The sequence below is a fragment of the Enhydrobacter sp. genome (genome assembly GCA_025808875.1).
Classification (GTDB): Bacteria; Pseudomonadota; Alphaproteobacteria; order Reyranellales; family Reyranellaceae; genus Reyranella.
This window is the reverse complement of sequence record CP075528.1, coordinates 1,754,697-1,769,937: the sequence shown is the minus strand read 5'-3', so window position 1 is coordinate 1,769,937 and position 15,241 is coordinate 1,754,697. Positions and strand designations below refer to the sequence as shown.

The 15,241-nt window shown below is 67.7% G+C and carries 17 protein-coding genes; 9 read left to right on the top strand and 8 right to left on the bottom strand.

Going from position 1 to position 15,241, the window contains the following annotated elements:
* Positions 1-6 precede the first annotated feature (6 nt).
* Genes KIT25_08870 through KIT25_08850 form a run of 5 tightly spaced genes read left to right on the top strand, consistent with a single transcriptional unit; the run spans position 7 to position 5,117 of the window.
* Positions 7-1,167, top strand: a complete 1,161-nt coding sequence (locus tag KIT25_08870; GenBank protein ID UYN97023.1) for an acyl-CoA dehydrogenase family protein — start codon at positions 7-9, stop codon at positions 1,165-1,167.
* 11 nt (positions 1,168-1,178) lie between these two features.
* Positions 1,179-1,997, top strand: a complete 819-nt coding sequence (locus KIT25_08865) for an enoyl-CoA hydratase/isomerase family protein (GenBank protein UYN97022.1) — start codon at positions 1,179-1,181, stop codon at positions 1,995-1,997.
* On the top strand, positions 1,994-2,464 hold the full coding sequence (locus KIT25_08860) for a cupin domain-containing protein (GenBank protein ID UYN97021.1): 471 nt from the start codon (positions 1,994-1,996) through the stop codon (positions 2,462-2,464). Before KIT25_08865 ends, KIT25_08860 begins: the two co-directional genes overlap by 4 nt.
* Positions 2,461-4,323, top strand: a complete 1,863-nt coding sequence (locus KIT25_08855; GenBank protein UYN97020.1) for an acetyl-CoA carboxylase biotin carboxylase subunit — start codon at positions 2,461-2,463, stop codon at positions 4,321-4,323. The genes KIT25_08860 and KIT25_08855 overlap by 4 nt, the downstream gene beginning before the upstream one ends.
* A 59-nt stretch (positions 4,324-4,382) precedes the next feature.
* Positions 4,383-5,117 (top strand): tetratricopeptide repeat protein, encoded by a 735-nt coding sequence (locus tag KIT25_08850; protein ID UYN97019.1) that lies wholly within the window; start codon positions 4,383-4,385, stop codon positions 5,115-5,117.
* A gap of 15 nt (positions 5,118-5,132) precedes the next feature.
* Here the strand turns inward: KIT25_08850 and KIT25_08845 are convergent, their stop codons facing one another.
* Positions 5,133-6,578 (bottom strand): hypothetical protein, encoded by a 1,446-nt coding sequence (locus KIT25_08845; protein UYN97018.1) that lies wholly within the window; start codon positions 6,576-6,578, stop codon positions 5,133-5,135.
* 82 nt (positions 6,579-6,660) lie between these two features.
* Here KIT25_08845 and KIT25_08840 point away from each other — a divergent pair, with 82 nt between their 5' ends.
* From KIT25_08840 to KIT25_08825, 4 genes are read left to right on the top strand one after another with little or no spacing between them, the layout of a single operon-like run.
* Complete coding sequence (locus KIT25_08840) at positions 6,661-7,515, top strand: NAD(P)-dependent oxidoreductase (protein ID UYN97017.1); 855 nt, start codon at positions 6,661-6,663, stop codon at positions 7,513-7,515.
* A 4-nt stretch (positions 7,516-7,519) separates the two neighbouring features.
* Positions 7,520-8,248, top strand: coding sequence for an alpha/beta fold hydrolase (locus KIT25_08835; GenBank protein ID UYN97016.1), 729 nt, complete (start codon positions 7,520-7,522; stop codon positions 8,246-8,248).
* Complete coding sequence (locus KIT25_08830; protein ID UYN97015.1) at positions 8,248-9,042, top strand: GNAT family N-acetyltransferase; 795 nt, start codon at positions 8,248-8,250, stop codon at positions 9,040-9,042. The genes KIT25_08835 and KIT25_08830 overlap by 1 nt, the downstream gene beginning before the upstream one ends.
* Positions 9,043-9,074: 32 nt before the next feature.
* Positions 9,075-9,758, top strand: a complete 684-nt coding sequence (locus tag KIT25_08825; GenBank protein UYN97014.1) for an HAD hydrolase-like protein — start codon at positions 9,075-9,077, stop codon at positions 9,756-9,758.
* On the opposite strand, the gene KIT25_08820 is transcribed toward KIT25_08825, so the two are convergent.
* From KIT25_08820 to KIT25_08790, 7 genes are all read right to left on the bottom strand, one after another.
* Positions 9,755-10,600: a hypothetical protein gene (locus tag KIT25_08820; protein UYN97013.1), complete on the bottom strand. Its 846-nt coding sequence runs from the start codon at positions 10,598-10,600 to the stop codon at positions 9,755-9,757. The genes KIT25_08825 and KIT25_08820 overlap by 4 nt on opposite strands.
* An 80-nt stretch (positions 10,601-10,680) precedes the next feature.
* The gene (locus KIT25_08815) at positions 10,681-11,196 is read right to left on the bottom strand and encodes a 2,4'-dihydroxyacetophenone dioxygenase family protein (protein ID UYN97012.1); all 516 of its coding nucleotides are present in this window, start codon (positions 11,194-11,196) and stop codon (positions 10,681-10,683) included.
* Positions 11,197-11,218: 22 nt separating this feature from the next.
* The gene (locus KIT25_08810; protein UYN97011.1) at positions 11,219-11,977 is read right to left on the bottom strand and encodes an SDR family oxidoreductase; all 759 of its coding nucleotides are present in this window, start codon (positions 11,975-11,977) and stop codon (positions 11,219-11,221) included.
* A 2-nt stretch (positions 11,978-11,979) separates the two neighbouring features.
* Positions 11,980-12,693, bottom strand: coding sequence for an ABC transporter ATP-binding protein (locus KIT25_08805; protein UYN97010.1), 714 nt, complete (start codon positions 12,691-12,693; stop codon positions 11,980-11,982).
* Entirely contained in the window at positions 12,686-13,417 is a 732-nt protein-coding gene (locus tag KIT25_08800; protein ID UYN97009.1) for an ABC transporter ATP-binding protein, read from the bottom strand. Before KIT25_08800 ends, KIT25_08805 begins: the two co-directional genes overlap by 8 nt.
* The gene (locus KIT25_08795; protein ID UYN97008.1) at positions 13,414-14,334 is read right to left on the bottom strand and encodes a branched-chain amino acid ABC transporter permease; all 921 of its coding nucleotides are present in this window, start codon (positions 14,332-14,334) and stop codon (positions 13,414-13,416) included. The genes KIT25_08800 and KIT25_08795 overlap by 4 nt, the downstream gene beginning before the upstream one ends.
* Positions 14,331-15,203: a branched-chain amino acid ABC transporter permease gene (locus KIT25_08790; GenBank protein ID UYN97007.1), complete on the bottom strand. Its 873-nt coding sequence runs from the start codon at positions 15,201-15,203 to the stop codon at positions 14,331-14,333. The genes KIT25_08795 and KIT25_08790 overlap by 4 nt, the downstream gene beginning before the upstream one ends.
* Positions 15,204-15,241: the final 38 nt, after the last annotated feature.

Here is a 15,241-nt window from a genome sequence, read left to right as displayed (position 1 = left end):
ACCGTCGTGCAGTTCACGCAGGAGCATGAAGAGATTCGCCGGACCCTGCGGACCATCATCGACAAGGACATCAACCCGCATGTCGACCGGTGGGAGGAAGACTGCATCTTCCCGGCCCACGAGGTCTTCAAGAAGCTCGGCTATGCCGGCCTGCTCGGCATCAACAAGCCGGTCGAGTACGGCGGCATGGGCCTCGACTATTCCTACGCCATGGTCATGGCGGAGGAGCTCGGCCACATCCACTGCGGCTCGGTGCCGATGGCGATCGGCGTGCAGACCGACATGGCCACCCCTGCCTTGGCCCGCCACGGCTCGGACGAGCTGCGCAAGGAGTTCCTGGCGCCATCGATCGCTGGCGACTATGTCGCCTGCCTCGGCGTCTCCGAGGTCGGCGCCGGCTCCGACGTCGCCTCGATCAAGACCACGGCACGCCGCGTCGGCGGCGACTACGTCATCGACGGCGGCAAGATGTGGACGACCAACGGCACGCAGGCCGACTGGATGTGCCTGCTCGCCAACACCGGCGACGGCGCGGCGCACAGGAACAAGTCGCTGATCTGCCTGCCGATGAAGACGAGGGGCGTGCAGGTCGTGAAGAAGCTCGACAAGCTCGGCATGCGTTCCTCGGATACCGCGCAGATCTTCTTCGACGAGGTCAAGGTGCCGGTGCGGAACCTGATCGGCCAGGAAGGCATGGGCTTCGTCTACCAGATGCAGCAGTTCCAGGAAGAACGGCTGTGGGGCGCCATTTCGGCCGTTGTCGGCATGGAGCGGCTGATCGACCAGACGGCCGAGTACACGCGCGAGCGCAAGGTGTTCGGCCGGCCGCTGCTCGACAACCAGATCATCCATTTCAAGCTGGCCGAACTGCGCACCGAGGTCGAGCTGGTGCGGTCCCTCTGCTATCGCGCCTGCGAGGAGTATCTCGACGGCACCGACGTCACCATGCTGGCGTCGATGGCCAAGCTGAAGGCCGGTCGCATGGTGCGCCTTGTCTCTGACGGTTGCCTGCAATACTGGGGCGGCGCGGGCTATCTCTGGGAGGCGCCGACGGCCCGCGCGTTCCGCGATTCCCGCCTGGCCTCGATCGGCGGCGGCGCCGACGAGGTCATGCTGCAGATCATTTCCAAGATGATGGGCACACTGCCGCGGCTCGAGAACCGCTGATGGGGGAAACCATGACGGAGTTCGCCTCCAGGTACGAGACCCTGCTGCTGCGCCGGGAGCGCTCGCGGCTCCACGTCACCCTGAACCGGCCCCAGGTCAAGAACGCGCTGAACCCGACGCTGATCGGGGAATTGCGCACGGTGTTCCAGAACCTGCGCGAGCGGCGCGACATCAAGGCAGTGATCCTGCGCGGCGCCGGCGGCACCTTCTGCGCCGGCGCCGATCTCAGGAACATGGAGCAGAGCTTCGCGGAGAAGCCGCGACCGGGCGAGAAGGACCCGATCGCGCTCAACAACCGCGAGTACGGCACCTTCCTCGAGATGGTGAACACCACGCCCCAGGTCGTTGTCGCCGCGGTCGAAGGCTACGCCATCGCCGGCGGCTTCGGCTTGCTCTGCGTCTCCGACGTGGCGATCTGCACCGAGGACGCGGGCTTCGCCATGAGCGAGACAGCGATCGGCATCGTGCCGGCGCAGATTGCGCCCTTCGTCGCCGCCCGTATCGGCGTGCCGCAGACCCGCCATCTCGCGCTCACTGCCGCGCGCTTCAAGGGACCGGAGGCGCTGCGGCTGGGCATCGTTCATCACCTGGTCAGGGACTCAGCGGCACTCGATGCCAAGCTCGAGGAAGTACTGAAGCAGATCGATCGCTGCGCGCCGCTCGCCAATGCGCTGACCAAGGCGGTGGTGATGAAGGTCGGCTCCGAGCCCCTCTCCTCCGTTCTCGACTTCGCCGCCGACAGGTTCGCCGAGGCACGCCGCAGCCCCGAGGCCGCCGAGGGCCTGCGTGCCTTCGCCGAGAAGCGCCCACCGAAATGGGCAGTCGAATGACCAAATACACCGCCGTCCGAGCGACCGATCTTCCCGTCCAGGTCGGAACCGACTATCCGCCGCCGCACGACGCCCCCTGCAGGGAACGCCGCCGTTACCGCCTGGGTGACGCGTTCGGTCTCTCGCAGTTCGGAGCCAATCTGCTCGAGTTGGCTCCCGGCACCTGGTCGTCGCAGCGCCATGCGCACGAGCGGCAGGACGAGCTGGTCTACGTGCTCGAAGGCGAGGTCGTGCTGGTCACCGACGAAGGCGAGGCCGTCCTGACCCCGGGCATGGTGGCGGGCTTCCCCGCCGGCACGGGCAATGCGCACCACCTCATCAATCGCTCGGCCGAGACCGCGCGCGTCATCGAAATCGGCACCCGCACGGTCGAGGAGTCCGCGCGCTACCCCGACATCGGCATGACGGTTCGCGAGGATGCCTCCGGCTGGGCCTACTACGCGGCCGACGGACGCAAATTGACATGACCTTCGGCAAGATCCTGGTCGCCAATCGCGGCGAGATCGCCTGGCGCGTGATGCGCACGGCGAAGGCGATGGGCTACCGCACCGTCGCCGTCTACTCGGACGCCGACCGACACGCGCCACATGTCACTTTCGCCGACGAGGCCGTCCATATCGGCCCCTCGCCGGTCGGCGAAAGCTATCTCAGCATCGACCGTATCCTCGACGCGGTGCGCGCCTCGGGCGCCGACGCGGTCCATCCGGGATACGGTTTTCTCTCGGAGAACGAACGCTTCGCGGCCGCCTGCGAGAAGACCGGCCTCGTCTTCATCGGCCCGCCCGCATCGGCCATCGAAGCGATGGGCAACAAGGCGGCCGCCAAGCGGCGCATGATCGATACAGGCGTGCCCTGCGTGCCCGGCTACCAGGGCGCCGACCAGAGCGACGCGGCGCTGGACAAGGAAGCACGCAAGATCGGCCTGCCGGTCATGGTCAAGGCGGCAGCCGGCGGCGGCGGACGCGGCATGCGCCTGGTCGAGCGCACGGGCGACCTGCTCGACGCCATTCGCACTGCGCGCACCGAGGCGGCCGGCGCTTTCGGGTCCGGTGAACTGATCCTCGAGAAGGCCGTCGTCGACGCACGTCATGTCGAAATCCAGGTCTTCGCCGATTCCCACGGCAACGTCGTTCATCTCGGCGAGCGCGACTGCTCGGTGCAGCGCCGCCATCAGAAGGTGATCGAGGAAGCGCCCTCGCCGGCCGTGAACGCCGACCTGCGCCAGCGCATGGGCGCAGCCGCCGTCGCCGCGGCCAAAGCGATCGGCTATCGCGGCGCAGGCACGGTCGAGTTCCTGCTGGGCAGCGACGGCGCCTTCTACTTCCTCGAGATGAACACGCGCCTGCAGGTCGAGCATCCGGTGACCGAGGCGATCACCGGCCTCGACCTGGTCGAATGGCAGCTCCGGGTCGCGCGCGGCGAACGCCTGCCCCTGCTGCAGCAGGATATCCGGTTCGACGGCCATGCCATCGAGGTGCGGCTCTATGCCGAGGATGCCTATGGAGGATTCCTGCCGCAGACCGGCCGCATAGACGTCTGGCGGCCGGCCGACGGCCCGGGCGTGCGCATCGACCACGGCGTGAAGGACGGATTCGCGATCTCGCCCTTCTACGATCCAATGATCGCCAAGGCGATCGCGCACGGCGCCACGCGCGAGCAGGCGCGGGCGCGGCTCGTCCAGGCCTTGCGGCGGACGGTGGTGCTGGGACCGACCACGAACCGGCATTTCCTGATACGCCTGCTCGAGCATCCGGAGTTCGCGGCTGGCTGCGCGACCACGTCGTTCATCGGCAAGCACGAGTTCCCCGCCCCTGAGATTTCCGAGCACGATTGGCAACTCGCCGCCGGCCTGCTGTGGCACCATTCGGCCCGACGCTTCCCGCCCGCCCTGCGCGGCTGGCGAAATTCCAACCCGGAACCGACGCCGATACGGCTGGCGGCTGGCGCGATCGAACGGGTGGTGCGCGTGGCGATCGCGCCGGCCGACGCGATCGACGTGCCGCATCACATCGACGGCACCGACATCGTGGTCGACCTCGACGGCAATTCGGTGCGCTTCACGGACCGGACCTACGCCCCGCCGGCCGCCGCCACGGCCGGCAGCGACGGCAAGCTGCGTGCACCCATGGACGGGAGAATCGTCGCCATCCGCGTGGCCCCCGGCGATGCCGTCGCACGCGGCCAAACGCTGGTGGTTCTCGAAGCCATGAAGATCCAGCATCAGCTCAAGGCGCCGATCGACGCCCGGATCGAGGCGATATCGGTGACCGAAGGCCAGCAGGTCTCGAACCGCGCCGTTCTCGTCATCCTGACTGCAACGACCTAGCGGCGGCTGTTGACCCCGTCGGCGCGGCTGCTGCAGAGTTGCCGCCGGGCGGGGTGAAAATGAAGGGCATCACGGTCGCAATCCTGGCGCTGGCGACGTCATGCAGCGCAGCGTTCGCTCAGTCGCGCGACGAGAACTGGCAGCGATGCCAGCACAGCGAAGGCGAACCCGCGATCGCCGCCTGCTCGGCTCTCATCCGCAGCGGCCGCGAGACGACGGAAGACCTCGCGACCGCCTTCTACAATCGCGCCATCCACTACCGCCGCTCGGGCCAGATCGACCGGGCAATGCAGGACTACGACCAGTCGATTTCGATCAACCCCGGCAATGCCAGCGCCTTCTACAATCGCGGCAACATCTGGCGCGACCGGAAGGAGTACCAACGTTCGATCCAGGACTACGACCGGGCGATCAGCCTCAATCCGAGTCACGTCAACGCCTTCAATAATCGGGGCAATTCCTACAAGGACCTCGGCGATCTCGATCGCGCCATCCAGGACTACGGCCAGGCTCTGCGGATGGACCCGAGTCACCAGAATGCCTGGTTCAACCGCTCCGACGTCTATCTGACCCGCAAGCAGTACGACCTCGCGATCCAGGGCTTCGACCAGTTGCTGCGGCTGTCGCCCAACGATGCCGAGGCCTACTACCTGAGAGGCAACGCATACTTCGGCAAGCGTCAGTTCGACCAGGCGATCCAGTCCTACGACCAGGCCCTGCGACTCGACCCCAACTACGACGACGCCAAGCAGGCGCGCCAACGCGCGACCGCCGAGAAGGCCAAGGGCAACTGACGACGGTCGGCGCGGTCAGTTCCGGTAGTTCGGCGGCATCGGGCACCCGGGCAACAGCTTCTCCAGCACCTTGGCCACGCCCAGGAGCTTTGCCTCGCCCCAGCGCTTGCCCATGAGCTGCACGCCGATCGGCAGGCCCTCCTTGGAAAATCCGCACGGCAGCACGACCGACGGCTGCCCCGTCAGATTGGCGAGGACGTTATAGGCCGTGCCGGCGAAGAAATAGGGGTGCGCCACGCCGTCGATGACCAGCGGATCGCGCTGGCTCTGGTGCACGAAGGCAGCATCCGGCATCACCGGCATCAGCCAGGCATCGTAGTCGTCGAGGAACGCCTCGCAGAGCTTCACGGTGCGGTCGCGCCGGTCGAGCACGGCGAGGAACGCCGCCATGTCGAGCCGCGCGGCGCGAGCCGCCGAGCGCTCCGTCGGGTCGGCGGAGTCCAGACCGGCAAGCATCGGTTCACGGACCGACCATGGCTCCAGTGCATGGACCAGATAGTTGAACAGATCGCACCAATCGTCCCAGACCTGCCGCCAGTCGAGTCCCCGAGGCTCGACGTACTTCACCCTGGCGCCAGCTTTGGAAAGCAGCTCGACCGTTGCGGCAACGACGTCCGCGGTGTCGGCCGACACCTTGACGAGCGGATTGCTTTCCAGCACCGCGATTCGCAAACCCCTGGCCATCAGCTTGGGCGTCGGACCAAGCTGCACCGGGGCCGCTTCGACCTCGTTGCCGTCGGGGCCGGCGATGATGCGCAGGGCGAGGTCGAGATCGTCGACCGACCGCGCCAGCGGCCCGTAGGTGTTCATCCAGCGCAGCGTGCGAATCTTGCCCGGCAAGCCGGGCACATGTCCTTGGCCGGGGACCAGCCATTCGCTCGGCTTCAGGGCGAAGACGCCGTTGTAGTGGGCGGGATTGCGAACCGAGCCGCCGAGGTCGCTGCCGATCTCGAGCGGCGTCAGGCGCGCCGCCACTGCCGCCGCGCCGCCGCCGGTCGAGCCGCCGGCCCCACGCCGCTCGTCCCACGGATTCCGCGTCGTGCCGAACAGCGGGCTGTCGGTCTGGAAATCGGCGCACAGCTCCGGGACATTCGTCTTACCCAAGATCACGGCACCTGCGGCGCGCAGCCGCGCCACAAGGCTGGCATCGGTCTTGGCGAAGTTGTCCTTGAGCGGTGGATGGCTCGAGGTCGTGCGCAGGCCCTCGACGTCGAACGCCTCCTTGAGGGTAATTGGGACGCCGTGCAGTGGACCGAGCTTCGCGCCCTTCCTGCCGCGGGCGCGATCCGCCGCCTTGGCCGCCTCTAGGGCGCCGTCGCGATCGACGACGACCAGCGCGTTGATCGACCCGTTCAGCCGGGCGATGCGTTCGAGATGCGCTTCGGTTACCTCACGCGAACCGATCCGTCCGTTTCGTATCGCGCGGGCAAGACGTGTCGCAGTCTCGAGGCACGGCTGCATGCATGTCTCCTGTCGGTCATCGAAACCCTAGCCGCACCTGCCCCACCCGGCTATAGAGCCCTCAACAGTTCTCGGGTGCGCCATGAGCCTTGCTGGAAAGACCCTGTTCGTGACCGGCGCCAGCCGCGGCATCGGCTTGGCGATCGCGCTGCGCGCCGCGCGCGACGGCGCCAACGTCGCCATCGCCGCCAAGACGGTGAAGCCCGATCCGCGCCTGCCCGGCACGATCTTCACCGCCGCCGAGGAAGTCGAGAAGGCCGGCGGCAAGGCGCTGCCGCTGCCCTGCGACATCCGCGACGAGCAGAGCGTCGAAAAGGCCGTCGCCGACACGGTCGCGAAATTCGGCGGCATCGACATCCTGGTCAACAACGCGAGCGCCATCAGCCTGACCGGCACGCTCGCCACGCCGATGAAGCGCTACGACCTGATGCACCAGATCAACGGGCGCGGCACCTTCCTGTGCTCGCAAAAGTGCATTCCGCACCTCTCCAAGGCGGCCAACCCGCACGTACTCAACCTGTCGCCGCCGCTCGACTTCGAGGTGAAGTGGTTCTCCAATCATCCCGCCTACACGCTCGCCAAGTATTCGATGTCGGTCTACGCCTGGGCGATGGCCGCCGAGTTCAAGGACAAGGGGATCGCCTTCAACTGCCTGTGGCCCCGCACCGGCATCGCCACCGCGGCGATCGCCAACGTGCTGGGCGGCGAGGAGGGCATGAAGCGTTGCCGCAAGCCCGAGATCATGGCCGACGCCGCGCACGTCATCCTGTGCCGGCCGGCGCGGTCCTGCACCGGCAATTTCTTCATCGACGACGACGTGCTGAAGGCCGAAGGCGTGACCGACTTCGACAAGTACGCCTATGCCCCCGGCACGCCGTTGATGCCGGATTTTTTCGTGCCCGCGCCCGGCGCGCGCACGGTCGTCGGTCGAGGTTAGCAGCGTGGCGGGATTCATCCTCGTCCACGGCGCTTGTCACGGCGGATGGTGCTGGGAGAAGGTCGTGCCGCTTTTGGAAGCGCGCGGCCACAAGGTCTGCGCGCCCGACCTGCCGGCGCTCGGCAAGGACCCAACGCCGCCCGCCAACGTCACGCTGGCGCACAACGTCGACAAGATCGCCAAGCTCCTCGACAAGCAGGACGAGCCGGTCATCCTGGTCGGCCATTCGCTGGGCGGCGTCACCATCAGCCAGGTGGCCGAGGCGCGGCGGCGCAAGCTCAGGGCCCTGGTCTATGTCTGCGGCTTGCTGCCGCCCAACGGTAAGTGCGGACGCGACATGACCTCGCTCGAGCCCGACGCCCTGTTCCGCCGCTCGCGCGAGATCGCCCCCGACGGCACGACCTACAGCTTCGCCAAGGCCAAGCTGCCCGCGCTGTTCTACGAGGACGTGCCGCCCGAGGACCGCTACCGAGCCATCGAGCGACTGCGCCCGCAGCCGATCGTGATCTCGACCACGCCGCTGTCCCTGACCGAGGAGCGCTTCGGCTCGGTGCCGCGCTGGTACATCGAGTGCACGCACGACAACGCCATCCGCATCGGCCTGCAACGCCAGATGGTGAAGATGACGCCGTGCAAGGTGCTGAAGCTGGCATGTGGCCACACGCCGTTCTACAGCAAGCCCGAGGAGCTCGCCGACCATCTCGACACGGTGGCGCGCGCCACGACGGGGTGATGGCGCGCGCCACCGTCCGCGAGACGATCGACGAGCTGGCGCGCGATCCGCTGCACAACGTCGTCCTGCTGAAGCAACTGCTGTCCTTTCCCGACCATGTGCGGGTTCATCGCGCCACCGGCAGCCGGGGCACCGCCACGCTGGTCGCGCTCGACGTTTCGGCCAGCGCCTACGATCGCCACGCCTATCCCGACGCCCGGATCGCGGCGTTCATCGCCAGCGACCATCCGGACCTCACGGCATCGCTGCTGTCCCACCTGCCGGACCGGACGGGCATCGTCTTCAAGCTGTCCCGCCCCGACGATCTCGCCGCGGTCGAGCGACGCTTCGCCGTCACAAGGCGTACCGCGTTCATCTCGTTCACCTCGTCGTGTCCCGTTGTGCCTGCCCTCGTCGAATCGGAGCCGGTCGTCCGCGTCGTGTCGGCACTCGACGACGCCACCTTCGACCTGCTCGAGGCGCAGGGCCACGAACGGTGCTGGCTCGAGCCACGGCTGCGCGATGGCAAGGCCTTCGCCTGCGTGCTCGAGCGCGACGACGGCGTCGCCTCCGCCTGCTTCGCCTTCGAGAACTTCGATCCGGTTTGGGAGGTCGGCGGGGTGCTCACCGTGCCGTCGCATCGCCGCCGGGGCCATGCCACCCGCGTCGTGCGTAGGGCCCTCGCCGAGCTCGCCGATCGCAGACTCACGCCGCGCTACCAGGTCGAGGAAGGCAATCTTCCGTCGATCCGCCTCGCCGAGTCCGTCGGGCTGGTCCCGTTCGTGACGATCGCGCATTACGCGCACGCCTGCTGAAAAGGACTCGCCGTGTCGGCGATGCTCGGACCATGACCCGCGCCATCCTCCTCGACCTCGACGGCACCCTGATCGATTCGCATCCCGGCATCCTGGCGAGTTGCCGGGCGGCCCTGCGCACCCTCGGGCATGAACCGGATGGCGACCTCGACGCAACGTTGAGGCGCATCATCGGGCCGCCGCTGGAAGACATCATGCAGATCCTGCTCCGCAACCATGACGACGACAGGGTCGACGAAGCCGCCGCCGCCTATCGCCTGCACTATGGTGAAAGCGGGCTTCTCGGCAGCGTGCCCTATGCCGGAATCGGCACGTCCCTCGAGGAGATGAAGCGGGCCGGTCTGCGTCTCTATCTCGCGACATCGAAGCGGGTGATCTTCGCAAGCCGCATCCTCGACCATCTGCGCTTGACCGCGTTCTTCGACGGCATCCATGGCTCCGTGCCGGGCGGCGCGCTGGACCACAAGCCGGAATTGCTCGCCCATGTCGTGGCCGAGCATGGGCTTTCGCCGTCGCACAGCCTGATGGTCGGCGATCGCCGGCACGACATCTCCGGCGCCCACGCCGTGGGCATGCGCGGTCTCGGCGTGCTGTGGGGCTACGGTAGCCGGGACGAACTCGAGGAAGCCGGAGCGGACGGGCTGGTGGAGTCTCCCGGGGATCTCGCCCGCGCGATCCTCTCGATGGCGGCCGGGCCGGACGGGTACGGGCGCTAGTCGAAAAAGGCGAAGGTCCGCACCTCGATGCTCTGCCGGGGGGCGGCATCCGCCGGCGACGTCGGATCGGTGAAGGCCGAGTGAAGCGAGAAGCGCGCGCGGCCGTCGCGCAGCGAATCGTAGCCCTTGATCAGCACCGCCTCGTCGCGCGTCAGGCGCGGAAAGTAATACCAGCGATGGTCGGGATTGTAGACGCCCTGGTAGATCTCGCCGGTGCGGTCGGCATAGACGAGGTCGCAGACGGCGAGGTCGCGCGGCCCGATGCTCTCCGAATCGACTAAGCCGAGCGGCATCATTTCCACCGGCTCGGGGGCGATGTTGCGCCAGACATTGTACTGGGCGAACCGCTTCTTCAGGCGGGCCTCGGCTTCGTCCGCCGGCAGCAGATCGCGCACGCGCTGCGGTCCGGATTTTTCCGTATAGTCGTTGTGAACGCTCTGGACCGGCGTACGCACGCCCTTCTCCACGCCGCGATCGGCGTTGCGGATCGTGTGGTCGAAGATGACGACCTTGGAGGCGCCGGTCTCCCGCCGTACCAGCGCTTCGACCTCCGCGTAGTAGGCGCCCTTCACCTCGTCCAGGTCGTGGAAGTCGCGCACCCGGCTGGCGTGCGCGACCAGCTTGAAGGCCTGGCGGTCGAGCGACAGGTCGCCGGCGATCGGGCGGGCATCGTGGACGCGCACCTCGAAGAAACGATAGTTGCCCTCGCGGCGCGGCATGCCCGTGCCGATCGGCGGATTGTAGGTCACCGGCTTGACGCTCAGGTCGGCGAGATAGTTCACCGGCGCGGCGACCCAGCCGGCCGCCTGCGGGAACGATTCCTTGCGTTTCAAGGACAGCATGGCGAACTCCTTCGCCTGAACATAGTCCCTTCGCCGTATGGGGCTGAACGAGAAGACTTCATGCGTTCACGACGTTTTCGTCAGCGATATAGCTTGTCGACCAGCGCCGCGCCCAGCCCGACCTTGTCGTAGTGCGCCTTGCAGAGCGCGATATATTGATGAACGTCGAAGTAGCCTTCGGGCTGCCCCGACTCGTCGAGCCATACCAGGGGACCCTTCACGATGAAGAAGACCTTCATCGGATCGGGATGCTCGTGCGCCACCAGGGTGTGCGATTCGCCCGGCGTCTCGTAGACGAAGTCGCCCGCGGTCGCGATCCAGTCGTGCTCGAGATAGCCCCATTTGCCGGAAATCGTGTAGGCGAACACCTCGTGGGGGTGATAGTGCCGGTTCACCAGGCCCGCCGCCTTGGCCATCAGGATGTCGCACCACTTGTTCTGGCTGGGCGAGATCCACAGCGGGCGCGAAGAGACGGTCTCGGTGAAGGGCACATAGTAGCGCTCGTCGCCGGTCGCCGCGCCGGCGACATAAACCTCGGGTAGCGCGTCGGGCTGGAAAACCTTCTCGACCGGCTTGAGGTTGCGCCAGAATTCCATCGCGTCCTCCGTACTTGCCCGTTCAAACGTGCATGCCGCCGTCGGCCATCAGCACGCTTCCCGTGGTGAAGGCGCTCCTGTCCGAGGCGAGGAACAGCACCGACTGGGCGACCTCCGCGGCGGTCGCGTGCCGGTGCAGCGGGATCACCGAATCGAGGAACTTGCCGCCGTCGGTACCGAGCGCTGCGGTCAATCCCCGTTCGATGTCGCGCTGAAAGCCGTTGTCGATCGGCCCCGGTGCCACCGCGTTGACCCGGATGCGCCGTGGCGCGGCCTCCTTGGCGACCGTGCGCATCAGCCCGATCAGTGCATGCTTGGACGCGGCATAGGCGGCGATCCCCGGGTCGCTGGTGACGCCCACCACGCTCGCCGTCATGACGATGCTGCCGCCGTCGCGCATCCTCGGCAGGCCATGCTTGCAGGCGAGAAACGAACCCTTGAGGTTCACCGCGATAACCGAATCGAACACGTCCTCCGGATAGTCCGTCACCGGCCGGACGACGCCGGCGATGCCGGCATTGCTGAAGATGACGTCGATGCCGCCCCAGCGCGCCGCCGTCGCCTTGACGTAGGCCGCCGTGTCGCCGGCGCTCGAGACGTCGGCCAGCATCGCCGTCGCCCTTCCCTCGGGCAACGCCTTCAGCACCGAATCGAGCCGATCGCGGTCGCGATCGACGAGCATGACCCGCGCCCCCTCGGCAACGAACAGTTCGGCGCTGGCCTGCCCAAGACTGCCCGCCGCGCCGGTGACGATGCACACCTTGCCGTCCAGAACACCCATGGCTACCTCGCTCCGCCCAGATAGGCGCGTTGCACGGCCGGATCGTTCGCCAGCTCCACTGCCCCGCCGGCGCCGACGATGCGGCCGTTCTCGATCAGGTAGCCGCGATCGGCGATGGCCAGGCTCTTGCGCGCGTTCTGTTCGACCAGCAGCACCGAGATGCCGTCGTCCCGGATGCGCGTGAGCGCCCGGAACAACTCTGTCGACAGCAGCGGCGAGAGGCCAAGTGAAGGCTCGTCGAGCAGCAGGACACGCGGCGCCGACATCAGCGCCCGGCCGATCGCCACCATCTGCTGCTCGCCACCGCTCATAGTCCGCGCCGTCTGTGCCAGCCGCTCGGCGAGGCGCGGGAACAGCGCCAGCACGCGCTCGCGATTGCGCGCCTCGTCGGCGCGGGCGCGGCGCGCGAAGGCACCGAGCAGCAGGTTCTCGCGCACGGTCATCTCGCTGAAAATGCCGCGCCCCTCGGGCACGAGCGCAAGGCCGGCCTCGACGATGGAATGCGCCGGCAGTCCGACGAGTTCGCGGCCCGCCAGCGCCACCGACGCCTGCGCACCCGGCGCCTGCAAGCCCGCGACCGCCTTGAGCAGCGACGACTTGCCCGCGCCGTTGGCGCCCAGGATCACCACGATCTCGCCGGCGCCCACCGACAGTGCCGCCTTGTCGACGGCGCGATGCTTGCCGTACTGGACGGAGAGGCGCACGACTTCAAGCATCGCCGTCCTCGCCGAGATAGGCCCGCACCACTTCGGCATCGGCAAGCACCTCGGCCGGCAAGCCCGACGCGATCAGGCGTCCCGTGTTCATGACCAGGCAGCGCCGGCACAGCGACCGGATGGCGTCCATCACGTGCTCGACGAGCAGGATCGTGATGCCCTCGGCATTCAGGCCGTGGATCAGCCGGATGCCGTCCTCGAGCTCGGTCGGATTGAGACCGGCCAGCCATTCGTCGAGCAGCAGCAATTCGGGTTGCAGCGCCAGCGCGCGCGCGAGCTCGAGGCGTTTCTGGTCGATGTAGGTCAGCTCGCCCGGCAGCGCGTCGCACGCCCGCGCGAGGCCGACCCGGTCGAGCAACGCGTCCGCCTCCGCTCGCGCCGCGGTTCCCCACCGGTTGCCCCGCCCGAACGCGAGCCCCGTCAGCACGTTGTCGCGGCAGGACAGCGAGGCGAGCGGCCGAACGAGTTGGAAGGTCCGCGCGACGCCGAGCCGCGCGATGCGATAGGAGGGCCTGCCGGCGATCGCCTGGCCTCGCAGCGACACCGCGCCCGCATCCGGCCGCAGCATTCCCGACAGGAGGTTGAGCACCGTGGTCTTGCCCGACCCGTTGGGACCCAGCAGGCCGACGATCTCGCCCGCGTTCACGGTGAAGCCCAGCGAATCGACCGCGACGAGCCCGCCGAAGCGGCGTGTCAGGCCCTCGACTTCCAGGAGCGCCGTCATGCCGGCTTCCTCGCCACCCGCTCGACCAGCCCGACCACCCCCTTCGGGATCAGGTAGACGATCACGATGAAGACCACGCCGACCATGATGCTGAAATGGTTGGGGAAGCCCGCGATCAGGTACTCGAACAGCAGGGCGAGCGGCACGACGCCCAGCACCGGCCCGTAGAGTCGGTGCACGCCGCCCAGCAGCGCCATGATGAGCACGGTGAACGACAGCACCGGATTGAAGGCGATGGCGGGATCGATGTAGGTCCAGCGCGGCGCCATGATGGCGCCGGTGAGGGTCATGAACACGGTGGAGAGCACGAACAGGGCGACCTTGGCCCTGGTCGTGTCGATGCCGGCATGCCTCGCCACGGTTTCGTCGTCGCCGATGGCGCGCAAGGCGAGGCCCAGCCGCGAACGGCCGATCGCCCATCCCGCGGCGAACACCAGCACGCCGAGCGCGAGGAGCTGCCAATAGATGTGTGCCGCTCCGATGTCGGTGAAGACGTACCGGCCGAGCGTGCGCGTGACGTTCACCTCGTACCAGGTGACGAGCTGGCGGATCAGCTCGGCGAGACCGAAGCTGAAGATGACGAAATAGACGCCGCTGAGGCGAAGCGTCGACAGGCCGACGAGGCCGGCCACGACGATCCCCACGACGCCGGCGATCAGCAGCACGAGCGGCCAGGCCAGCGTCTCGGCGAAGACGGCCGTTGTGTAGGCGCCGATGCCGAAGAAGGCGACCGTCGCGAGGGAAACGTAGCGCGTCGGCCCCGAGAACAGGCTCCAGGCCGTGGCGAGCACCGTGTAGCTCACGATGTTGATCGCGAGCGAGAGGCCGTAGTCGCCGACCAGCCAGGGCACGCACGCCAGCGCCGCGACGGCGATCAGGGCGGCGATGGGGGACAGGGCGGCAATGGGAGCCTTCATCGGTTCGCCTTGCCTAGCAGGCCCTGCGGCCGCAGCAGCAGGACCAGCAGGAAGATGGCGTAGGTGGCGGCGAGCGTCAGGCCGGGATCGACGAAGACCGCGACCGAGTTCTCGACCAGGCCGAGGATCAGGCCGGCGATCAGCGCGCCCAGCAGGTTGCCGACGCCGCCCATGATGACCACCACCAGTGCCTTCAACGTGAAGACCACGCCGAGATTGGCGTTGAAGGTGAGGAACATCGAAACCAGAACGCCCGCCGCCGCGACCAGCGCGCCGCCGAGAGCGAAGGCCAGCGCCGAGGCGGTGCGCACGTCGATGGCGACGAGTTGCGCGGCCACCGGATCGACGGCAACGGCGCGCACTGCCGTGCCGAGCCGCGTTCGCGTGAGCGCGAGATAGAGGCCGAGGCCGATCACGATGGCAAGGACGAGAGCGAGCAGCCGGTTGGCGGCCACCGTGGCACCCGCGATCTTGAGTGGCACCGCGAGGAACGAGTAGCTGTAGTAGGCGCCGCCGAAGATTGCCAGCATGACGCCCTGGATGACGAACAGCAGGCCGAAGGTGGCGAGGATGCTGTCGACCTCGAGGGCGTCGCGCGAGCCGGCGCGGCGCACCAGCGGCTGCATCAGGAAGCGATAGATGGCGTAGCTCAGCACGAAGGCGAGCGGCGGCACGACGACCAGGCCGAGGATCGGGTTGAGCGCGACGCCCGTGTAGAACCACAGCGCGGCGAAGGCCGCTGCGATCAGGATCTCCCCGTAGCTCAAATTCATGATGCGGGCGACGCCGTATTGCAGCGTCAGCCCCATCGCCACCAGCGCGTACATGCCGCCCAGGGTGACGCCGGAGAGGGCTACTTCGAACAGCATGCGTCCTCGCCCGCGTTCATCCCGGGATTCGAGTTCTT